Below are 20781 nucleotides of genomic sequence, written 5' to 3' on the forward strand. Positions count from 1 at the left end.
GCGGCAGTCGCGAGTTCGCGACCACCGCCCCCTCACTCGTCGACGCCGGCGGCTACTCCGACGTCGCGGGATCGCTCACCGGTGCGCTCGTCGCGCGGCGCGAGCCCCGACGACGCCGCGGTGCCGGCGTGGTGGCCGGTGCGTCGCTCGGGTCCTCGGCCGGCTCGGCGACCGCTGCAGCATGCTCCGGCGAGCCGGTACCGTCGTCGGCCGACGAGGACGCGGCGTCCTCCTGGCTGCTCGTCGACGTCGCGCTCTCCGACGCCTCGCCGATCGGCGACTCGCCGTCCGCCTCGGTTCGTCCCTTCGAGGCCGCGTCGTCCGACGCGCCGCCGTCCGCCTCCGGTGCCGACGACGCCGAACCCTCGCGTTCATGCGCGTGGGCCGCCGCGGCGGCGATCTGCGCGAGCGTGAGCCGGACCGCCTCGCGATCGGGCTCGGGCTTCGACTCCTCGGAGCTCTCACCCTGTCCCTTGCCGGAGCCGTTGGAGCCCGATCCCTTGCCGCCGGACCCGCCGTTGCCGCCCCCGTTGCCGGAGCCGCCGCCCGAGCCGCGGCCGGAACCGCCGCGCCCACGACGTCGCCTGCCGCCCTGGTCGGAGGAGTCGGCGATCTGCGCCTCGGCGGCGTCTCCGCGCTCGATCGGATGGTCGTGGACGACGAACCCGCGTCCGTGGCAGTGCTCGCACGGCGTCGAGAAGGCCTCGACGAGGCCCTGGCCGACGCGCTTGCGCGTCATCTGGACGAGTCCGAGGCTCGTCACCTCGGCCACCTGGTGGCGCGTGCGGTCGCGCCCGAGGCACTCGAGCAGGCGGCGCACGACGAGGTCCCGGTTGGCGGGCAGCACCATGTCGATGAAGTCGATGACGATGATGCCGCCGATGTCCCGCAGCCGGAGCTGGCGGACGATCTCCTCCGCGGCCTCGAGGTTGTTCTTGGTGACCGTCTCCTCGAGCGTGCCGCCCGAGCCGGTGAACTTGCCGGTGTTGACGTCGACGACCGTCATCGCCTCGGTGCGGTCGATGACGAGCGAGCCGCCCGACGGCAGCCAGACCTTGCGGTCCATGCCCTTGGCGAGCTGCTCGTCCACGCGGTGCTCGGCGAACAGGTCCTTCTCGTCGGTCCAGTGGTGCAGCCGCTCGGCGAGGTCCGGGGACATGTCGCCCACGTACTCGCTGATGGTCCGCCATGCGGTGTCGCCGGAGACGGCGAGCTTGCTGAAGTCCTCGTTGAAGACGTCCCGGACCACGCGCAGCGCGAGCTCGGGCTCGCCCTTGAGCAGCGCGGGCGCCTTGGCGTTGCCGGAGGACTTCTTCGTGATGTCGTCCCAGATCTTCGTCAGTCGCTCGACGTCGCTGCGCAGCTGCTCCTCGGTCGCGCCCTCCGCGGCGGTGCGCACGATGACGCCGGCGCCGGCGGGAACGATCTCCTTGAGCGCCTTCTTCAGCCGGTTCCGCTCACCCTCGGGGAGCTTGCGGGAGATGCCGGTCATGGCGCCCGACGGGACGAGCACGAGGTGCCTGCCCGCGAGCGTGATCTGCGACGTCAGGCGGGCGCCCTTGTGGCCGATCGGGTCCTTGGTGACCTGCACGAGCACGTGGTCGCCGGACTTCAGTGCCTGCTCGATGCGCCGGGGCTGGCCCTCCATCCCGGCGGCCTCCCAGTTGACCTCACCGGCGTAGAGGACGGCGTTACGGCCCTTCCCGACGTCGATGAAGGCGGCCTCCATCGAGGGCAGGACGTTCTGCACGCGGCCGAGGTAGACGTTGCCGACCATCGAGGTCTGCGTGTGGCGGGCGACGTAGTGCTCGACGAGAACGCCGTCCTCGAGCACCGCGATCTGGTTGAGGCCGTCCTGCTCGCGCACGAGCATGGTGCGCTCGACGGACTCGCGGCGGGCGAGGAACTCCGACTCGGAGATCGTCGTGCGACGCCGTCCGGCGTCGCGTCCCTCGCGGCGGCGCTGGCGCTTGGCCTCGAGCCGCGTCGAGCCCTTGAGCGCGGTGACCTCGTTGCGGGCGCGCGCCGCACCCCCGTCGTCGTCGCCCTGACCGCCGGAGCGGCGCCGACGACGCCTGCGGCGCGAGCTCGAGCCGTCCTGGTGCTCGTCGTCGTGCCCGTCGTCGCCGTTGGAGCCGTTGCCGTTCGCGTCGTCGCCGGAGGTGACGTCACCGTTGGTGTCGTCGCCGTCGGCGTCGTCCCGGCTGCCGCGGCCGCCCCGGCGGGACCCGGACGAGTCACCACCGGCGGAGTCGTCCGAGCCGTCGTCGGCCGAGTCGTTCGAGCCGTCGCCGGAGCCCCGCGAGCCGGACCGGTTGCGTCGGCCGCGGCCGCCCCGCCGGCGTCGGCGTCGGTTGCCGCCACCCTCGCCGTTCTGCCCGTCGTCGGAGGAGTCGTCCGAGTCGTCCGAGTCGTCGGAGTCGTTGCCGTCGCCCGGTTCGGAACCGTTGTCGTCCGCGCGGTCCCGGGAGGAGTCGTCCTGCGCCTGAGCGCCGCCGTGGCGGCTGCCCGAGCGTCGTCCCGAGCCGCGCCGGCCCGAGCCGCCGCGCCCGCCCGAGCCCGTCGACGAGTCGGACTCGTCGTCGTCCGCCTGATCCGCGACATCGTCGTCGGCCTGGTCGTGGTCGGCCTGGGAGTCGTCACCGGTGTCCGGTCCGCCGAAGCGGACCTCGGGCGTGCCGGCGGGAGCGACGGCGCGACGCCGGGGCCGCGCGCGAGCCGGGTCCGGTGCCTGGAAGAGGAGCGCCGCCGCGGGCAGGCGAGGCTCGCCGGGCTCGGCGTCCGTCGCGTCGTCCTCGTCCTCGTCGGCCTCTGCGCTCTCGTCCGTCGCGTCGTCCGCGGTGCCGTCCGCCTGCCGGCGCTCGTCCGTGCGACCGGCAGCGTCGTTCTGGTCGGCGTCGTCGTTCTGGCCGGCGTCCGTGCGCTCGTCGTCCTGCTCGGAGATGCCCGGGCGCTCGGCCTCGGGAGCGCCCTCGCCGGGCCCGCCGGTCGTGGCCGCGGGCTCGTCGCCGGCGACGCCGAGCTCGGCGAGGACGTCGAGGTTCTGGTCGGGCTCGCGGGTCGGGGCGGTCGCGCGGCGGCTCCGACGGGGCTTGCGCGCCGAGGCGGAGCTCTCCTTGGCGGCGTCCGCGAGGTCGGCCGAACCTGTCTGTGCCGGTGCGGCCTCGGCCGCGACGGCGTCGGGCGCGGTGGACGCCGGAGCGGTGGTGGCGGACGCGGGTGCCTCGGTGGGCTCCGGAGTGGTGGGGGCGCTGGTAGCGGCACGTCGGCGCGTCGTCGCACGGCGCGTACCGGAGGTGGAACCACGCCCGGAGCCGCGGGTCGTGCTCGAGCCGCGACCGGACGCTCCGGAGTCGCTCGGTGCGTCGGAACGGGACGCGCTGAGCGCCTCGAGGTCGGCCGTGAGGTCGGTGGTCTCCGCGACGGGCCCGCCGTCCGGGTCGTCGGTGGTCGCGGCGTCGGTGGGCGCGGCGTCGGTGGGCGCGGCGTCCTTCGAGCCCGCGGCGGAGCCCGTGACGGCCGGCTCGTCGGCGGAGGCGGACGGGCCCGTGGCCGCGGGGGTGGCAGCCTCGCCGGGAGCGTCGGCGGCCAGGTCCGCAGCGTCGGCGGTGGCCGGGCCCGCGGCGTCGGTGGCGGGCGCGGCCTTGCGCGTCCGGGAGGTGCGGGCCGTGGTCGACCTGGTGCCGGTCGCTCGCGTGGAGGTGGCGCGGGTGCGGGGCGCACGGGTGCGCGTGGTCTTGGGTGCGGCGGCCACGTCGTCGGTGGACGTGGCGGCATCGGCAGACGCGGTGCCGTCGACGGACGAGGCGGCATCCGTGGTCGTGGGGGCGTCGGCGACCACCGCGCCCTCCGCGGCAGTGCCCTCCGCAGCAGTGCCGGCGTCCTCGGTCGCGGTCGCCTCCGGGGCTGCCGCGGCCGTGGTGGCCCGGCGGGACGAGCGCCTACGCGGGGTCGTGGTCGCAGGGACCTCCGGGGTCTGCTCTGCTGCTTCTGCCGTGGGCTCGGAGCTCTCGGTCATGCAGTTCCTTCCGCCCGACGCGCCGGCCGTCCCTCGGCTCGCGGGCCTTCGGTTCGTCCGCGGCGTGCGCGGACGGAAGTCCTGGGTCGCGCACCTACCGGAGAACGGCCGGCGCACCGACGGCGCGCCCCTCACCCGCGCGGACGGTGGCGCCCGGCGGCCTGTCGGCTGCGCAGTACGGTCGCGGCGGCGCTCTGAGGCGGCGCGAACCGGTCCTGCTCACCGACGTGGAACTCGTCGTCGGACCCCGCGCGGGGGAACGGCCCCGCGGCAGGGTCCCGGCGAGTATCCCACACGGAGGCCGTCCGGACCCTGCAACCTCGCCCACGTCCCGCATCCCAGCGCACCGCCCGCCCCCGCCCACAGATCGCGACGTCGCGTCACCTCGCAGGACCTTGGTCCCGGCACTGACGCGGTGTCGCTTCCTACCGTGGCGGCAGCCGCGCTCACCCGTGCGACAGCCCTGCCCGGAAGGACAGCCAAGTGGAAGCCCTCGAGCTCGCCCGGTGGCAGTTCGGCATCACGACCGTCTACCACTTCATCCTCGTCCCGCTGACGATCGGCCTGGCCCCGCTCGTCGCGCTCATGCAGACGTTCTGGTGGTGCACCGGCAAGGATCACTGGCTCAAGCTGACGAACTTCTTCGGCAAAATCCTGCTCATCAACTTCGCGCTCGGCGTGGCCACCGGCATCGTCCAGGAGTTCCAGTTCGGCATGAACTGGTCGGAGTACTCGCGGTTCGTCGGCGACATCTTCGGCGCCCCGCTCGCCATCGAGGCGCTGGCCGCCTTCTTCCTTGAGTCGACGTTCCTCGGCCTGTGGCTCTTCGGCAAGGAACGCCTGTCCAAGGGCCTGCACCTGGCGTGCATCTGGATGGTGGCGATCGGCGTCAACCTGTCGGCGTACTGGATCATCGCGGCGAACTCGTGGATGCAGCACCCCGTCGGGGCCGTCTACAACGCCGAGACGGGCCGCGCCGAGCTCGACGGCATCGGCGGCTTTCTCGAGGTCATCACGAACAACACGGCGATCGCCGCGTTCGGCCACGCCGTCGCGGCCGCCTTCCTCGTGGCGGGCACGCTCGTGGCCGGCGTGTGCGGCTGGTGGATCGTGCGCACCGTCCGCGGCGCGGGCTCCCCCGCCTCCGGCCTCGCCCACGAGGGCGACCAGGCCGAGGCCGAGGCGCGGCACGTGTGGCGACCGGGCGCGATGGTCGGCCTGATCACGGTGGTGATCTCCGGCGTCGCCGTGATCCTCACGGGCCACCACCAGGGCCAGCTCATGTACGAGCAACAGCCCATGAAGATGGCCTCCGCCGAGGCCGTCTGCGACGGCGGCGAGTCCGTCCCCCTGTCCATCCTCGCGATCGGCGACCTGTCGAACGACTGCGAGAACGCCATCCACCTCTTCGAGCTGCCCGGCGTCACCTCGTTCATGGGAACCAACAGCTTCGCCGGCGAGGAGAGCTACCTGCCGGGCGTCAACGACGTCCAGGCCGAGTACGAGGAGCTCTACGGGGAGGGGGTCGACTACCGCCCCAACCTCGTCGTCACGTACTGGAGCTTCCGCCTGATGATCGGGCTCGGCGTGTTCTCCGCCGCCCTGGCGGTGTGGGGTCTGTGGGCGCTGCGCGGAGGACGGGTGACCGGCTCGCGCTGGTTCTCCCGCCTGTGCCTGGTCTCGCTGCCCATGCCGTTCCTCGCCTCCTCGTTCGGCTGGATCTTCACCGAGATGGGCCGACAGCCGTGGGTCGTCCACCCGAACCCGGACAACCCGGTCGACCAGGTCTGGCTGCGCACGGCGGACGGCGTGTCCACGGTCGTCACCTCGACGACGGTCCTCACCTCGCTGGTGACGTTCACCCTGCTGTACGCGGCGCTCGGCGTCGTCTGGTTCTGGCTCGTGCGCCGGTACGTCCGCGAGGGGATCGACCCCGCCCCCGCGCCCGAGCCGGACCCCGCCGACGACGACCAGCCGCTGTCCTTCGCCTACTGAACCGCCCGACCCGACAAGGAGACCGATCGACATGACCGAGGCGCTTCCCCTCGTCTGGTTCGTCCTCATCGCGGTCCTGTGGACCGGCTACCTCGTGCTTGAGGGATTCGACTTCGGCGTCGGCATGCTGCTGACGATCCTGCCCCGCGGCGACGCGCAGCGCCGCGACAAGGAGCGGCGCACCATGCTGTCCGCGATCGGCCCGCACTGGGACGGCAACGAGGTGTGGCTGATCACCGCGGGCGGAGCCATGTTCGCGGCGTTCCCCGAGTGGTACGCCACGATGTTCTCGGGCATGTACCTGCCGCTGCTGGTCATCCTCGTCGCGCTCATCGTGCGGATCTGCGCCATCGAGTGGCGCGGCAAGGTCACCGACCCCGCCTGGCGCCGGCGCTGGGACCTCCTCCACACGATCTCCGCCTGGGTGCCCGCCGTCCTGTGGGGGGTCGCGTTCGCCAACCTCGTCCAGGGCATGGAGATCGTCCGGGACGACGCCGGCAACGCCCAGCTCACCGGTGGCCTGCTCTCGCTCCTCACCCCGTTCACCCTCCTCGGCGGCCTGCTCACAGCGGTGCTGTTCCTCGCCCACGGCATGGTGTTCCTCGCCTGGAAGACGGCCGGAACCGTGCACGACCAGGCCGTCGCCGCCGCCAAGCCGCTCTCGCTGATCGCCCTCGTGGTCGGCGCCGCCTGGGGGCTGTGGGCCCAGCTCGCCCACTCCGCCCACGTGTGGACGTGGGCACCGCTGGTCGTCGCCGCGGTCGGCCTGGTCGGCGCCGCGTTCTTCGCGCACCGCGAGCAGGAGGGGCGGTCGTTCGTCTGCTCCGCCGTGACGATCGTCGCCGCCGTCGTGCTGATCTTCGGTGCCATGGCGCCCGACGTCATGCGCTCCTCGGTCGACCCCGCGTACTCGCTGACCTTCCGCGAGGCCGCGGCCACCGGGCCGACGCTCGTCGTCATGAGCATCGTCGCGCTCGTCTTCGTCCCCCTGGTCCTCGCCTACCAGGCGTGGTCGTACTGGGTCTTCCGCCGCCGGATCAACGCCGACGTCCTGCCCGACACGCCCGCCGGCCTCGACCGGCGGGTCACCGTCCCGGTCCGGGTCGCCGCCAGGTCGGACAGGGGCGACGCCGGGTCCGACGACGGGTCCGACGCCGGGTCCGACGACGACGCTGCGCCGACAGCGTGAAGCCGCTCGACCCCCGCCTCCTCGCGCACGCCCGTGCGGCGCGGCGCTACGTCGTCGTCGTCGCCCTGGCCGGGGCCACGACGGCGGCGCTGGTGATCGCGCAGGTCCTCCTCCTCGCGCGCATCCTCGCCGCGGCGATCGAGGGCGGCGCCACCCTCACCGACGTCCGCACGCCGTTGATCTGGCTCGGCGTCGTCCTGGTCGCCCGCGCGCTCGTGCACGGCGCCCAGGAGTCAGTCGCGCACCGGGCGGCCACCGACGTCGTCGCGGAGCTGCGCGCGAGCGTGCTCACCCGCGCGCTCGCGCTCGGGCCCCGCTGGCGGGCGGAGCACGGCGCCGAGACCGTCACGCTCGCCGTGCGGGGCCTGGACGACCTCGAGCCCTACCTCGTGCGCTACCTGCCCCAGCTGCTGCTGGCCGCGACGGTCACGCCCGCCACGCTCGCCGTCGTGCTCGGGGCGGACCTCACCTCCGCGATCCTCCTCGCCGTGACGATCCCCCTGATCCCGGTGTTCATGATCCTCATCGGGCGGCTCACGCAGCAGTTCGCCGACGCCCGCCTGGCCGCGATGTCCCGCCTCGGCGCCCAGCTCGTGGACCTCATGGCCGGCCTGGCCACCCTCGCCGCGCTCGGCCGCGAGCACGGGCCGGCGCGTCGCGTGCGGGAGCTCGGACGAGCATGGTCGGCCGCCACCATGCGCACGTTGCGGCTCGCGTTCCTGTCCGGCGCCGTGCTGGAGTTCCTCACCTCGATCTGCGTGGCGCTCGTCGCCGTCAGCGTCGGCATGCGGCTCGTCTACGGGTTCGTCGGCCTCGAGGGCGCGCTCGTGTGCATCATGCTCGCGCCCGAGGTCTTCCGGCCGCTGCGCGAGGTCGGCACCCAGTTCCACGCGTCGTCCGACGGTGTCGCCGCCGCGGAGAAGGCGTTCGCCGTGCTCGACGCCCCGGCCGCCGGGTCCGGCACCGCCCCCGCCCCCGACCTGCGGGGCGCGACCCTGCTCCTGCGGGGCCTCGGCGTGCGTGCCGGCGACCGCGACCGTCTCGCCCCCGCCCACCTCGACGCCGAGATCGCACCCGGGGAGGTCACGGCGCTCGTCGGCCCGTCGGGGTCGGGCAAGACGACGACGGCCCTCACCACCCTCGGCGTCCTCGCCCCCGACGCCGGCCGGGCCCTCGTACGGTCGGCCGACGGCACGGAGACCGACCTCGCCGACGTCGACCGGCACTCGTGGTGGGAGCAGGTCGCCTACGTGCCGCAGCGCCCCACGATCCTGCCCGGCACGGTCGCCGAGAACGTCGCCCCGGGCGCGAAGGCCGACGCGCTCGCGGCCGCCGCCCGCGCCACCGGCCTGGACGAGGTTCTCGCCGGACTCCCGCACGGCTGGGACACGGTCGTGGGCCACGGCGGCGTCGGCCTGTCGGTCGGGCAGCGCCAGCGGCTCGCCCTCACGCGCGCGCTCGTCACCGGCGCCGCGCTCGTGGTGCTCGACGAGCCCACGGCCCACCTCGACGCCGACGCCGAGAGCCACGTCCTCGACGCCGTGCGGGCGCTGCGGGACGCGGGGCGCACCGTGCTGGTCGTCGCCCACCGGCCCGCGCTCGTCTCGGTCGCCGACCAGGTGGTCGAGGTCGCCTCGGCGGAGGTCGGGACGTGGGCATGACCAGGAGCGACCGGACCGTGCTGCGGCGCGCGACCGCGATGCTCGGCGTCCGGCGGTGGCGGGTGGCCTGGGCCGTGCTCCTGGGCGTGCTCGCCGTCGGCGCCGGCGTCGGGCTCACCGCCGTCTCGGCATGGCTCATCGCCCGGGCCTCCCAGCACCCACCCGTGCTCACGCTGTCCGTCGCGGCGGTCGGGGTACGCGCGTTCGGCATCTCCAAGGCCCTGTTCCGCTACCTCGAGCGCCTCGCCTCCCACCGGGTCGCCCTCGACGGCGTCGCCACGCTCCGCGAGCGCACCTACCGCGCGCTCGCCGGCGGCCGCACGGAGGTCGTCGCCCGGCTGCGGCGCGGCGACCTGCTGGCCCGCGCCGGCGAGGACGTCGACGCGATCGGCGACCTCGTCGTCCGCTCCACCGTCCCCCGCGCGGTCGCCCTCGGCGTCGGCCTCGTGTCCGTGGCGATCGTCGGCCTCCTGCTGCCCGCAGCCGGCGCGGCCCTCGCCGCCGGGCTGCTGCTCGCGGGCGTGGTCTCCCCGGCGATCACGGCCACCGCGGCACGGCGCGCGGCCACCGCGCAGGTCGCCGCGCGGGCCGACCTCACGGCGCACGCCGGCGCGCTCGTCGACGGCGCAGTCGAGCTGCAGACCGCGGGCCGGGTCGGGGCGGCCATGGCCGCGCTGGAGGTCACCGAGCACCGCCTCGCCCGCGAGCGCGACGTGATCGGCCGCGCCCGGGCGGTCGCCGCCGGGCTCGACCTCGTGGGGATGGCCGTGGCGGTCGTCGGGGCACTCGTCCTGGGCATCCCGGCCGTCGGCGCCGGGCAGCTGTCCGAGGTGGGGCTGTGCGTCGTCGTGCTCACGCCGCTCGCCAGCTTCGAGGGCACCGCGATCCTCGGCCAGGCGGCCGTCCAGCGGGTGACGAGCGCGGCCGCCGCCCGGCGGGTGCTCTCCCTCGTGGACGCGGCGGGGGCGCCCACCGGTGTGTCGGGCACATCCACGGCGTCCGCACCGGCGGGCGGGTCGCCGACCGTGGAGGCTCGTGGGTCGGCGCTGACCGGCGCTCCCCCGACAGCCGCGCCCTCGGCCACCACCGCGACGAGGAGCGCACCCGCTCCCCGGCTGCTCGCACAGGACCTCGAGGTGGCCTGGCCCGGCGGACCCACGGTCGCGCGCGTCGACCTTGACCTCACCCCGGGCCGGTCGGTCGCCGTCGTCGGCCCCTCCGGGATCGGCAAGTCCACCGTGCTCGCCACGCTCGCCGGCCTGCTCGAGCCGACGGCGGGCGCCGTGACGATCGACGGGCGCGACCCGGCCGGCCTGACCTCGGACCTGCGCGCCGCGACCGTCACGCTCACCGCCGAGGACGCCCACGTCTTCGCCACGAGCGTGCTGGAGAACCTGCGCGTGGGCCGAGGCGACGTCACCGCGACCGAGGCGGCCGCACTGCTGACGCAGGTCGGCCTCGGCGAGTGGCTCGCGGGGCTAACGGACGGGCTCGCCACCCGGCTCGGCAGCGACGCGACGACGATCTCCGGCGGCGAACGCCGCCGCCTCCTGCTCGCCCGCGCGCTCGCGTCGCGCGCACCGCTGGTCCTGCTGGACGAGCCGGCGGAGCATCTCGACCCCGAGCTGGCCGACGAGCTCGTCACCGACCTGCTGACGACCCCGCGGACCGGGGCGACGGACGCGGGAGGTCCGCGCGGGGTCCTGCTCGTCACGCACCGGCTGGCCCCGCTCGCCGCGGCCGACGAGGTCATCGTCCTCGGACGCGAACCCGGCGCGCACGATGCCGGCGCGCCGGCCGCACCCGCGCGGGTGCTCGCCCGCGGCACCCACGCCGAGCTGATCGCCGGCCACCCGCCGTACGCTGACGCGTGGCGGGCCGAGCGTGGGGACCGCCCGGCCCACGCGGGCGCCACGACCTGAGCGGGCGACACGACCTGAGCGGGCGCCACGACCTGAGGAGGGAGCACCCGGTGCACGAGCTCGACGACGAGGTGCTCGGCACCGCCCTGACCCTCACCGGTCACCTCGAGGTCCGCGGCGCCCTCGACGGGCTCGTCGCCTCGGCGGCCGCCCTCACGGGTGCGCGCTACGCGGCGCTCGGCGTGCTCGACTCCAACGGCGAGACCCAGACCTTCATCCAGGTAGGGATGTCGGAGCAGGAGATGCGCGCGCTCGGGCACCCGCCCAGCGGAACGGGCGTGCTCGGCGCGATCCCCGCGCACGGCGCGCTCGTCCTCGACGACCTCACCGAGCATCCCGACTTCGGCGGGTTCCCGCCCGGGCACCCCCCGATGCATTCTTTCCTCGGGGTACCCGTTCGCGCCGGCGGCCGCCTCTACGGGCGCCTCTACCTGGCGGAGAAGGAGGGTGGGCACTTCACGCCCGCCGACGTGACGACGGCGATCACCCTCGCCCGCGCCACCGGCGTGGCCGTCGCGAACGCGACCACCTACGGGGCGGCGCAGACCCGCGCTCGGTGGACCGCCGTCGCGAACGAGATCACCACCGCCCTGCTCGAGGGGTCCGACGAGGACGAGGCGCTCGAGCTCGTCGCCACGCGCCTGCTCGAGGTCGCCGAGGCGGACACGGTGATCCTCGTGCTGCCGTCGGTCGGCGACACCTGGGTGGCCGAGATCGTCCGCGGCGACCGGGCCGGCGAGCTGCTCGGCGTCGTCTTCCCGTCGGAGGGCCGCGCGCAGACCGTCATCCGGGAGCGCTCCGGCCTGATCGTCGACTCCCTGACCCGGTCGCGCACGATGCGCGTCCCCGAGCTCGCGTCGTTCGGACCTGCGCTGTACGCGCCGATGCTGCTCAGCGGCGAGGCCGAGGGCGTGCTGCTGCTCCTGCGCCACCACGGCCGGCCCGAGTTCACCGAGCTCGAGCTAGAGATCGCCCAGCAGGTCGCCTCCCAGGCCGTGCTCGCACTGCAGATCGCCGGGGCCCGGCACGTCGAGGACGTCGCGACGATGGTCGAGGAGCGAGCCCGTATCTCCCGGGACCTGCACGACCTCGCGATCCAGCAGCTCTTCGCCACGGGGATGCAGCTCACCCAGGCGCGGGCACGGGCCGAGGACCTGGAGAACAGGGGCGTCGGCAGATCCGGGACGGCGAGCGGTTCCGGGGCAGCCCACGGATCCGGGCCGGCCGACGCATCGACCGGGGCGCGGGAGCTCACCGAGCTCATCGACTCCGCCGTCGACGCGGTCGACTCCTCGGTGCGACAGATCCGGTCCATCGTCCACAACCTGCGCGAGCCGGACCAGGCGGTCCTGCTGGCCGAGCGGCTGCGCCGGGAGGCCTCGCTCGCGCGCACGACGCTCGGGTTCGCGCCGTCGCTGCTCGTCGAGGTCGACGGCAGGCTGCTCGCCGACGACGACCTCGGCGGACCGATGTCCGACACCCTCCGCGAGCGTGTCGACCCCGACGTCGCCGACGACGTCGTGGCGGTCGTCCGCGAGGGCGTGTCCAACGCCGCCCGGCACGCGGGCGCCTCCTCCGTGTCGGTGCACCTGCGCGTGCGCGGCTCCGGCCCGGCAGGCACCGTGCTGGTCGAGGTGATCGACGACGGACGCGGCATACCCGCCGACCGCACCCGGTCCTCCGGCCTGGGCAACCTCGCCCAGCGGGCTCGCCGGCACGGGGGCACGTTCTCGGTGGGCCGGACCGAGACGGGCAGAGGGACACTCCTGCAGTGGCAGGTCCCGACGGCCCGGCGGGGCTAGCCGGGCTCTGAACGTTCGGCGCCTCGCGGTTTGATGATCGGCCCCCCGGGTGAGAGCCCTGGCGAATCGCCCGATGGATCCCCGGGTACGCCCACCATCGACCCGCCCGCGATCGCGCACCTACCGCCCGTAGAGTTCGAGGACGCTCACCGGCAGGCCGGACAACCCGACGCCGCTCGACGACCAAGGAGCGTCCGATGACCGGACAGACTCATGCCATCCAACGGATCGAGGGAGGGGCCATCGCCCTGTTCGCCCTCATCGCGGTCCTCGTGCTCTACCCCGAATGGTGGTGGGTCGTTCTCGCAGCGTTCCTCGTCTTCGACTTCTCGATGCTGGGCTACGCGCGGTCGCCCGCAGCCGGGGCGGCGTCCTACAACACGGTCCACAACTACGCGCTCCCGGCCCTGGCAGCGGTGACGGCACTGGCTCTGGAGCCGGTGTCGCCGGTCGCCTCGACGGCAATCGGCGTCGTCGCCTGCGCATGGGCCTTCCACGTCGGCGTCGACCGCGCCCTCGGCTACGGGCTGAAGCTGCCGGACTCGTTCCGGAGCACCCATCTCGGCGTCATCGGCAAGGACAAGGCATCCGACGTCCGATCCCGGGACGTCCCCGACTCCTCCGAGGACTGATGACCGGCCGGACGTGAGAGTCTCGTCGTCGTCCGGCGACCCAACGGATGCTCCGGGAGCCGCCGACGACCGACCCCTCCTCCCGCACGGACGTGACCGAGGAGCTCGACGAGCAGCGCCGGGGCGCCTCCGTGCGACCGGCGGCCCGGGCGATGAGCCGCCAACCATCGCTCAGCCGCGCCAGCCCGCCGCGCGCTGGCCGGCCACCCACGCGGCAACCTGCGTGCGCCGCTGGAGGCCCATCTTGCTCAGGAGGCTCGTGATGTGGTTCTTCACGGTCTTCTCCGCCACGCCCAGCCTCTCGCCGATCTCCCGGTTCGACAGGCCGTCGCCGATGAGCTCGAGGACCTTGCGCTCCGAGGGAGTGAGGTCCGCCGTCGGGTCGTCGTGCGCGGCGCGGCGCCGGGTGACGGTGCGGGCGTCGAGCAGGGTGCGTCCCTGGGCGACGGCATGCACGACATCGGCGATCTCTGCTCCGCGGACGGTCTTGAGCAGGTAGGCCCTGGCCCCGACGTCGAGGGCTGCGGCAAGGGCGTCGTCGTCGTCGAAACTCGTCAGCACGATCGGCCGGGCACCGGGCAGCCGCTCCCCCAGCGTCCTGATGAGGTCGATGCCCGACCCGTCGCCGAGCTGGAGGTCCACGAGGAGGACGTCGGGCCGGACGAGCTCGGCGCGCCGCAGCGCGTCGGCGACCGACCCGGCCTCGGCGACCACGGTCAGCCCCTCGGCCCGCTCGACCACCTCGGCGATCCCGCGGCGGACGACCTCGTGGTCGTCGACGATCATCACGCGGACGTCACCGGTCGCCTCGCTGGTCATGGGGCCGAGCCTATCCGTCGCCCGGTGACGGGCCCGGTCAGCAGATCCTCACCGGGACAGACGTCGCACGACTGCGCTGCTTCTACGCGAGCTCCCACGCTCACCAGGCGTAGGACATCGGGGCCACACCCGGGCCGGGCCAGATGCGGTCGATCGCGGCCAGCGCGTCGGCGTCCAACGACACGGCTACGGCGTCGACAGCCGCCTCGAGCTGGGCCTTCGTGCGGGAGCCGGCGATCAGGGTCGACACGACCGGTTGGTGCAGCAGCCATGTCTGGGCGACCGCGGCCGGGCTGTGACCCAGCCTCACGCAGAGCGCCTCGAAGGCGTCGAGCTGGTCGGACACGGCGTCATACACCTCACCCTGCAGGGCGCGCCGCTCGGTCTTCTCCCCCGCCTCAGGACGGCCGGCGAGCACGCCCATCGCCAGCGGGCTCCAGGGGATCAGGCCGATGCCGAAGTGCTCGAGTGCCGGGATCAGCTCCCGCTCGACGGCCCGGTTGGCGAGGTTGTACAGGCTCTGCTCCGACACCAGCCCGAAGAAGTTCCGGTGCTGGGCGGTCAGGTGCGCGGTCGCCACGTCCCAGCCGGCGAAGTTGGAGGAGCCGACGTAGCTGATCTTGCCCGCGGCGACCAGCTGCTCCATGGCCTGCCAGATCTCGTCGAACGGGGTGGCCCGGTCGACGTGGTGCATCTGGTAGACGTCGATGTGGTCGGTCTGCAGCCGCCGCAGACTCGCATCGACGGCCCGGCGGATGTGGTAGGCGGAGAGCCGGCGGTCGTTCGGACCGAGACCCATTGGCTGGTACAGCTTGGTGGCCAGCACGATGTCGTCGCGGTGGCCGGACGCCTTCAGCCAGTTCCCGACAATCTCCTCCGACGTCCCGTACCCCTTTTCCATGTCGGGCTTCTGGGGGCCGCCGTAGACGTCGGCGGTGTCGAAGAAGTTCACACCGAGCTCGATGGCCCGGTCCATGATCTCGAACGCCTCCTGCTTGCCGGTGGCGTCGCCGAAGTTCATGCAGCCGAGTCCGATCCGGCTGACCAGCAGGCCCGAGCGTCCGAGGTGGCGGTATTCCATCGTGGTGTCGGTCATGCGCTCGACGCTACGTCGGCCGGCTCGACCGAGGGAGTCCCGTCTGTGAGGGGTACCCCGAGGGTCTCCCGGGCGGCCGGCCTCGGGCGGCTGACCGCGCAGGCAATCGTCGAACGGGGCCACGAGGTCGTCGTGCACGCACGTGGCCGCGAGCGGCTCGAGGAATCGGTCATACCCGGGGCGCTCGGCTCCGTCCTCGGCGACCTCGCCCGTGACGACGAGACCCGCCTGGTCGCCGTGCAGGCGAACGAGCACGGCCGATTCGACGCCGTCATCCACAACGCCGGCGTCATGGGCCCGTCCGGCGTCTACCGGGCCGGCACCGATGATGGCGATCGTGGGCATGGAGTCCTCTTCCGTCGACAGTGGTCCAGCAGGCAGCGCCCGGCCCACCCCCGCTAGGCACGCGAGCGCGCACGAGGGAGTCCCTGGTAGTACCACCACCGTCCGGGGCCCGCACTCAGCGCTCGGAGCTCTCCGCCTCGCGCGCGGGCTCCCGGGACGCCGTGGGGTCCTCGACGGCGGACCAGGAGGCCAGCAGCTGCATCTTCTCCGCTGATTCCGAGCCCGGCTCGGCGGCGTAGACCGTGACCGACAGCCCGGGCTCGGACTCCATCTCCATGCCCTCGAAGGCCAAGGTCATCTCACCGACCACCGAGTGGCGGAAGGACTTGAAGCCGGTGCCATGGTGGCGGACGTTGTGCGAGCCCCACCGGGTCCGAAATTCGGTGCTGCGGGTGGACAGCTCACCGATCAGGTCGTGCAGCTCCTTGTTGTGCGGGTCGCGGCCCGCCTCGGTGCGCAGGATTGCCACCGTCACATCGGCGAACATGTCCCAGTCCGGGTAAAAGTCGTGGGCCCGCTCGTCGAGGAACGTGAACCGGGCGATGTTCGGCGGCTGCCCCTGAATGCGGCCGGGCATGTCGTAGACGTCCGTGTAGAACGCCCGCGCCAGCGCATTGGTGGCCAGGACATCCATCCGGCCGTTGCGGACGAATGCCGGGCCACCGGTCACGGCATCGAGCATCCACTGCAGGCTCGGGTGCGGCCGCCAGGACCTCACACTGCGTCGCCGCGGCGGCCGAGCGACCGGGCCGGCCGCGTGGGCGAGGTCGAACAGGTGCGCCCGCTCGGCGTCGTCGAGGCGCAGCGCCTTCGAGATCGCGTCGAGGATCTCCGGCGACGCGCCGCTGATCGCACCGCGCTCGAGCTTCGTGTAGTACTCCACGCTCACACCGGCAAGCGTCGCCACCTCCGTGCGGCGCAGGCCCTCCACACGGCGGTTCCCGCCGGGGGGCAGTCCGACGTCGTCCGGGGTGACCCGTGCGCGCCGTGTGGTGAGGAACTCCCTCACTTCTGCTCGGTTGTCCATCGGTCCACGGTAGGCGAGCCCGCTACGCCGAAGGAGACCTGCGCGGTACCCCTCTCGAGCGCGACCTCAGCCGGCGCGAACGTGCTCGTCGTCAGCCCGATCGTTGCGGCGCCCGCCGCTGGCACCTGGGGCACGAGACGGAGCGCCGGTTCATGAACGGCTCGATTCGCAGCAGGGTGCCGCACCGGTCGCACGGCTCCCCCGCTCGGCCGTACGCGTGCAGCGACCGCGCGAAGTAGCCGGGCGTGCCGGCGACGTTGACGTAGAGCGCGTCGAAGCTCGTGCCGCCCTGGGCGAGCGCCTCGGCCATGACGTCGCCGGCCGCCGTGTACAGCTCACGCAGCCGGGCGGGCGGCAGGGCGTCGGTGGCCCGCGTCCCGTGCAGCCGGGCGCGCCACAGGGCCTCGTCCGCGTAGATGTTCCCGACGCCGGAGACCAGCGTCTGGTCCAGCAGCGCCCGCTTGACCTCGGTGCGGCGCCGCCGGGTACGCGCCACGAGGCTTGCCATGTCCAGGTCGGGGTCGAGCAGGTCGCGGGCCACGTGGGCGACCGGCCGGGGCAGCACGCGCGCCGGGGAGCCTCGCCCACCGGGGCCGCCGTCCGGGGTCGCCACGGTCGGGGTGAGGTCGACGTAGCCGAAGGTGCGCTGGTCGACGAACCACACCTCGCCGCCGTCGTCGGCGACGAGCCGGGCCCGCACGTGGGGGCCGGGCTCCAGGGAGGTCCCGGGCCGCTGGACGAGCATCTGGCCCGACATCCCGAGGTGGGCGAGCAGGGCGTCCTTGCCGTCGTCGAGCAACAGCCACAGGTACTTGCCACGGCGGACGACGCCGACGACCTCCCGGCCCCGCAGGGCCGCGAACGCGGCGGACCCGCCGGCGGTGTTCCGCACGGCACGCGGGTGGCGGACCTCGACGTCGGCGATCTCCCGTCCGACGAGCGCGGGGACCAGGCCCGCACGCACGACCTCGACCTCGGGCAGCTCAGGCACTACGCGGTCGGCTCCTCGGGCGCGTCGTCCGACGGGGTTCCGGCATCGTGGGGTCCGGCGTCGCGGGTCGTCTCGGCGTCGTCGAGCGGTCCGCCGTCGTCGTGCGATCCGGCATCCTCTCCGCCGGTCGACCCGGCGCCCCGTGCGGTCACCCAGCCGTAGGCGGCCTCGGCGGCCTCGGCCTCGGCGACCTTCTTCGACGCTCCCCCACCGGTGCCGGCGACCGCGCCGTCGAAGGTGACCACGGCGGTGAAGACCCGAGCGTGGTCGGGACCCACGTGACTCAGCTCGTAGGTCGGGGCCGGCAGGCCGGCGGCGGCCGCGGCCTCCTGCAGGGAGGACTTCCAGTCCAGGGCGGCACCCAGCGAGCTCGCGCGGTCGAGGATCGGGCCGACGAGCCGGGTGACGACCTCGCGCGTGCGCTCGAGACCGTGCCCGAGGTAGACCGCGCCGATGAGCGCCTCGACGGCGTCGGACAGGATCGAGTCCTTCTCCCGCCCGCCGGAGGTCCGCTCGCCCCGGCCGAGCAGGACGTAGTCCCCCAGGCCGAGGTCCCGGGCGACGACGGCGAGCGCCTTCTGGGACACGCTGGCCGCACGCATGCGGGCCAGGTCCCCCTCGGGCACGTCCGGGTGGCCGCGGTACAGGTGCTCGGTGACGACGACGCCGAGGACGGAGTCGCCGAGGAACTCGAGGCGCTCGTTCGTCGGCAGACCGCCTGCCTCGTGCGCGAACGAGCGGTGCGTGAGGGCGAGGACGAGGAGCTCCGGATCGATCTCGACGCCGAGGGCCTCGGTCAGTCGCTCGACGTCGGAGCGGCGGGCCGGGCCCTCGTCGGGGGAGCGCCTGGACCTGCTCCGGGTCACTCGCTGCCTCGCCGGTCGGGGGCGTCGGCGTCGGACCCAGCGCCGTGTGCCCCACCCTCGGCGTCGGACGTCGCCTCTCCGGCGGTCCCGTCGTCGGCGTCGGACCCACCGTCGGCCCCGCCCTCGGTGCCCTCGCTCGAGAACGCGGCGAGCGCCGCCCAGCGCGGGTCCAGATCCTCGTGCGCGTGGCCGGGCTCGGCGTCGTCGAGCCGGATGCCGCACACGGAGCACAGACCCTGGCAGTCGGGCCGGCACAGCGGCGTGAACGGCAGATCGAGCACGACGGCGTCACGCACGGCGGCCTCGAGGTCGAGGTCGTCGCCGGTGACCACCGGGTAGTCCTCCGCGTCCTCGTCGCCGTCCTCGACGAGACGGGCGCGGACGTCCGGGTGGTAGAAGAGCTCGGTGAGCTCGACCTCGATCTCGGGCGAGATCGGGTCCAGGCACCGCGCGCACTGACCCGTCAGGCGCGCACGCACGGGGCCGGTGACGAGGATCCCGTCGGACACCGCCGACAGGGTGAGGTCGAGGTCGAGGTCGGAGCCGGGCGCGACCTGCAGGACGGCGGTGCCCATCTCCTCCGGGGCGGGCGCGGTCAGCTCGAGCTGACGCACGGACCCCGGGCGCCGCGCGAGGTCGCGGACCGAGATCGTCAGCGGCGCGTTCATCGGCTCTCCGGCCGTCCGTGCTCGGGCCGGTGCTCGCGACGCTCACCCTGCTCGGCGGTGCGCTCGGCGTCCCCCGGCCCACGCGACTCCTGGCGCAGGCCGGCGCCGCCGGCGAGGTACTGGCGGCCCGCGCGCACCTGCTGGGTGAGCTGGTCGAGCTCCTTCTCGAACCGGCTCAGGTGCTCGGCGGCGTAGGAGTCGGCGTCCGCGGCCCGGCGGGCGGCCTGCTGCTCGGCCTCGGCGACGATGCGCCGGGCCTGCTCGTTCGCCTGCGCGAGGACGGGCTCGTCCTGGACGAGGCGCGCGGCCTGCTGCTCGCCCTCGGCGACGATCTCCTCGGCCTGTGTGCGGGCGCGCTCGAGGACGGCGTCGGCGTCCGCGACGATCGTGTCCGCCGCGGCGATCGACTCCGGGACCACGGACCTGGCCGACGCGATGAGGTCGAGGACCTCGGCCCGGTTGACGATCGCGGAGGAGGACATCGGCATCGACCGCGCCTGGGTGACCATCCGGCGCAGCTCGTCGAGGATCGCAAGGAGCGACTCTCCGGCGTCGTGCGTGGCGTCGATGGGCTCGGAGGTCATACCTGGACTCCTGGGTGTCGGGGCGGCGCGGCGTCGGGACCGGAGCCGCCGGAGGCGGGGACCGGCCGCGCGCCGGGACCACCGGCGGATCGGCGAAGTGCGTGGGGCAGCGCGGCGGCGACGTCGGCCGGTACGAGGTCGTCGACGGCGCCGCCGTTGCGGGCGACGTCCTTGACCATCGAGGAGGCGACGTGGCCGAGCCGCGGGTCGCCCATGACGAACACGGTCTCCACGCCGGTCAGGTGCCGGTTCATCAGGGCCATCGCCTGCTCGGCGTCGACGTCGGCGGCGCCGCGCAGGCCCTTGACGATGGCGCTCGCGCCGACGTCCGCGCAGTACTGCGCGAGCAGCCCGGGCACGAGCTCGACCCGCACGCCGTCGAGGTCGGCGACCGCGCTGCGCGCGAGGTCGACGCGCTCGGCGTCGGTGAACAGGTAGCGCTTGGTGGCGTTCGTCGCGACGGCGACGACGACGTGGTCGAACATCGCTCGGGCCCGCCGGACGACGTCGACGTGACCGAGGGTGACCGGGTCGAAGGATCCGGGGCAGACGGCAAGACTCATGGTGCGTCCACGGTAGCCGCCGCAGGCTCGTGGACGGCGAGGTGCACGGTGGTGTCGCCGTAGCGGCGGGTGCGCAGGGCGGCGAGCCCGGCCGGCCAGGTCGGCTCCGGCGCCCGCCGGTCCCGTTCGACGACGACGATCGCCCCGTCCGCGAGGTGGCCGTGGGTGGTCAGGTCGGCGAGGACGGCGTCGAGGTCGGCCGCCGCCAGGTCGTAGGGCGGGTCGAGGAACGCGAGGTCGGCGGACGCGCGGGCCGGAGCGGCGGCGAAGGCGGCGACGTCGGCCGTGACGACGGTGACGCCGGCGAACCCGAGGGTGCGGACGTTGTCCCGGATCACGGCGGCGGCCGGTGCCGCACGCTCGACCAGGGTGACGCCATGGGCGCCGCGGGAGGCGGCCTCGAGCCCGAGCGCGCCGGAGCCGGCGTACAGGTCGAGCACGACGGCGTCCTCGAGCGCGCCCATCGAGCCCAGGGAGGAGAAGAGGGCCTCGCGGACCCGTTCCGACGTGGGGCGGGTGCCCGAACGGGGGACCTTGAGCGTGCGTCCGCCGACGCTGCCCGCCACGATCCGAGTCACGTCAGCACCCTACGTCCGACGACGG

General features: G+C 74.1%; 17 protein-coding genes. 7 read left to right on the plus strand and 10 right to left on the minus strand.

Going from position 1 to position 20781, the window contains the following annotated elements; genetic code table 11:
• Positions 1 to 52 precede the first annotated feature (52 nt).
• A complete protein-coding gene (locus AC24HA_RS13670; RefSeq protein ID WP_487563521.1) occupies positions 53 to 4018 on the minus strand; it encodes an Rne/Rng family ribonuclease in 3966 nt (1321 codons plus the stop codon).
• A gap of 483 nt (positions 4019 to 4501) precedes the next feature.
• On the opposite strand from AC24HA_RS13670, the gene AC24HA_RS13675 reads away from it, so the two are divergent.
• From AC24HA_RS13675 to AC24HA_RS13700, 6 genes are all read left to right on the plus strand, one after another.
• Positions 4502 to 6013 carry a cytochrome ubiquinol oxidase subunit I gene (locus AC24HA_RS13675; RefSeq protein WP_425708401.1) on the plus strand — a complete coding sequence of 504 codons (1512 nt, stop codon included), beginning with the start codon at positions 4502 to 4504 and terminating at the stop codon, positions 6011 to 6013.
• A gap of 31 nt (positions 6014 to 6044) precedes the next feature.
• On the plus strand, positions 6045 to 7202 hold the full coding sequence (gene cydB, locus AC24HA_RS13680) for a cytochrome d ubiquinol oxidase subunit II (protein WP_425708402.1): 1158 nt from the start codon (positions 6045 to 6047) through the stop codon (positions 7200 to 7202).
• Positions 7199 to 8863, plus strand: a complete 1665-nt coding sequence (gene cydD / locus AC24HA_RS13685; RefSeq protein ID WP_425708403.1) for a thiol reductant ABC exporter subunit CydD — start codon at positions 7199 to 7201, stop codon at positions 8861 to 8863. Before cydB ends, cydD begins: the two co-directional genes overlap by 4 nt.
• Positions 8860 to 10785 carry a thiol reductant ABC exporter subunit CydC gene (cydC, locus tag AC24HA_RS13690; RefSeq protein ID WP_425708404.1) on the plus strand — a complete coding sequence of 642 codons (1926 nt, stop codon included), beginning with the start codon at positions 8860 to 8862 and terminating at the stop codon, positions 10783 to 10785. The genes cydD and cydC overlap by 4 nt, the downstream gene beginning before the upstream one ends.
• Positions 10786 to 10835: 50 nt before the next feature.
• Positions 10836 to 12587: a GAF domain-containing sensor histidine kinase gene (locus AC24HA_RS13695; RefSeq protein WP_425708405.1), complete on the plus strand. Its 1752-nt coding sequence runs from the start codon at positions 10836 to 10838 to the stop codon at positions 12585 to 12587.
• Positions 12588 to 12784: 197 nt separating this feature from the next.
• Positions 12785 to 13219 (plus strand): DUF4260 family protein, encoded by a 435-nt coding sequence (locus tag AC24HA_RS13700; RefSeq protein ID WP_425708406.1) that lies wholly within the window; start codon positions 12785 to 12787, stop codon positions 13217 to 13219.
• Between the two features lie 171 nt (positions 13220 to 13390).
• Here AC24HA_RS13700 and AC24HA_RS13705 read toward each other — a convergent pair whose 3' ends face one another.
• Entirely contained in the window at positions 13391 to 14038 is a 648-nt protein-coding gene (locus tag AC24HA_RS13705; RefSeq protein WP_425708407.1) for a response regulator, read from the minus strand.
• Positions 14039 to 14138: 100 nt separating this feature from the next.
• On the minus strand, positions 14139 to 15119 hold the full coding sequence (locus tag AC24HA_RS13710) for an aldo/keto reductase (protein WP_425708608.1): 981 nt from the start codon (positions 15117 to 15119) through the stop codon (positions 14139 to 14141).
• 60 nt (positions 15120 to 15179) lie between these two features.
• On the opposite strand from AC24HA_RS13710, the gene AC24HA_RS13715 reads away from it, so the two are divergent.
• The gene (locus AC24HA_RS13715) at positions 15180 to 15536 is read left to right on the plus strand and encodes an SDR family NAD(P)-dependent oxidoreductase (protein WP_425708408.1); all 357 of its coding nucleotides are present in this window, start codon (positions 15180 to 15182) and stop codon (positions 15534 to 15536) included.
• A 58-nt stretch (positions 15537 to 15594) separates the two neighbouring features.
• Here AC24HA_RS13715 and AC24HA_RS13720 read toward each other — a convergent pair whose 3' ends face one another.
• The 7 genes from AC24HA_RS13720 to rsmD all read right to left on the minus strand — a co-directional run bounded on the left by AC24HA_RS13720 (position 15595) and on the right by rsmD (position 20756).
• Positions 15595 to 16506 carry a helix-turn-helix transcriptional regulator gene (locus AC24HA_RS13720; RefSeq protein ID WP_425708409.1) on the minus strand — a complete coding sequence of 304 codons (912 nt, stop codon included), beginning with the start codon at positions 16504 to 16506 and terminating at the stop codon, positions 15595 to 15597.
• A 91-nt stretch (positions 16507 to 16597) separates the two neighbouring features.
• On the minus strand, positions 16598 to 17497 hold the full coding sequence (mutM, locus tag AC24HA_RS13725; RefSeq protein WP_425708410.1) for a bifunctional DNA-formamidopyrimidine glycosylase/DNA-(apurinic or apyrimidinic site) lyase: 900 nt from the start codon (positions 17495 to 17497) through the stop codon (positions 16598 to 16600).
• Complete coding sequence (gene rnc, locus AC24HA_RS13730) at positions 17497 to 18363, minus strand: ribonuclease III (RefSeq protein WP_425708411.1); 867 nt, start codon at positions 18361 to 18363, stop codon at positions 17497 to 17499. Before rnc ends, mutM begins: the two co-directional genes overlap by 1 nt.
• Complete coding sequence (locus AC24HA_RS13735; protein ID WP_425708412.1) at positions 18360 to 19031, minus strand: YceD family protein; 672 nt, start codon at positions 19029 to 19031, stop codon at positions 18360 to 18362. Before AC24HA_RS13735 ends, rnc begins: the two co-directional genes overlap by 4 nt.
• Positions 19028 to 19615 carry an ATP synthase subunit B family protein gene (locus AC24HA_RS13740; protein ID WP_425708413.1) on the minus strand — a complete coding sequence of 196 codons (588 nt, stop codon included), beginning with the start codon at positions 19613 to 19615 and terminating at the stop codon, positions 19028 to 19030. The genes AC24HA_RS13735 and AC24HA_RS13740 overlap by 4 nt, the downstream gene beginning before the upstream one ends.
• Entirely contained in the window at positions 19612 to 20178 is a 567-nt protein-coding gene (gene coaD / locus AC24HA_RS13745; protein WP_425708414.1) for a pantetheine-phosphate adenylyltransferase, read from the minus strand. The genes AC24HA_RS13740 and coaD overlap by 4 nt, the downstream gene beginning before the upstream one ends.
• Positions 20175 to 20756 (minus strand): 16S rRNA (guanine(966)-N(2))-methyltransferase RsmD, encoded by a 582-nt coding sequence (gene rsmD / locus AC24HA_RS13750; protein ID WP_425708415.1) that lies wholly within the window; start codon positions 20754 to 20756, stop codon positions 20175 to 20177. The genes coaD and rsmD overlap by 4 nt, the downstream gene beginning before the upstream one ends.
• Positions 20757 to 20781: the final 25 nt, after the last annotated feature.

Source organism: Georgenia sp. Z1491, assembly GCF_057652395.1.

What these genes read in the sequence shown, in the direction of transcription:
- AC24HA_RS13670 (WP_487563521.1), bottom strand. Translation starts at nt 4,018, where the DNA reads ATGACCGAGAGCTCCGAGCCCACGGCAGAAGCAGCAGAGCAGACCCCG.
- cydB (WP_425708402.1), top strand. Translation starts at nt 6,045, where the DNA reads ATGACCGAGGCGCTTCCCCTCGTCTGGTTCGTCCTCATCGCGGTCCTG.
- cydC (WP_425708404.1), top strand. Translation starts at nt 8,860, where the DNA reads ATGACCAGGAGCGACCGGACCGTGCTGCGGCGCGCGACCGCGATGCTC.
- AC24HA_RS13700 (WP_425708406.1), top strand. Translation starts at nt 12,785, where the DNA reads ATGACCGGACAGACTCATGCCATCCAACGGATCGAGGGAGGGGCCATC.
- AC24HA_RS13705 (WP_425708407.1), bottom strand. Translation starts at nt 14,038, where the DNA reads ATGACCAGCGAGGCGACCGGTGACGTCCGCGTGATGATCGTCGACGAC.
- AC24HA_RS13710 (WP_425708608.1), bottom strand. Translation starts at nt 15,119, where the DNA reads ATGGAATACCGCCACCTCGGACGCTCGGGCCTGCTGGTCAGCCGGATC.
- AC24HA_RS13720 (WP_425708409.1), bottom strand. Translation starts at nt 16,506, where the DNA reads ATGGACAACCGAGCAGAAGTGAGGGAGTTCCTCACCACACGGCGCGCA.
- AC24HA_RS13735 (WP_425708412.1), bottom strand. Translation starts at nt 19,031, where the DNA reads ATGAACGCGCCGCTGACGATCTCGGTCCGCGACCTCGCGCGGCGCCCG.
- AC24HA_RS13740 (WP_425708413.1), bottom strand. Translation starts at nt 19,615, where the DNA reads ATGACCTCCGAGCCCATCGACGCCACGCACGACGCCGGAGAGTCGCTC.
- coaD (WP_425708414.1), bottom strand. Translation starts at nt 20,178, where the DNA reads ATGAGTCTTGCCGTCTGCCCCGGATCCTTCGACCCGGTCACCCTCGGT.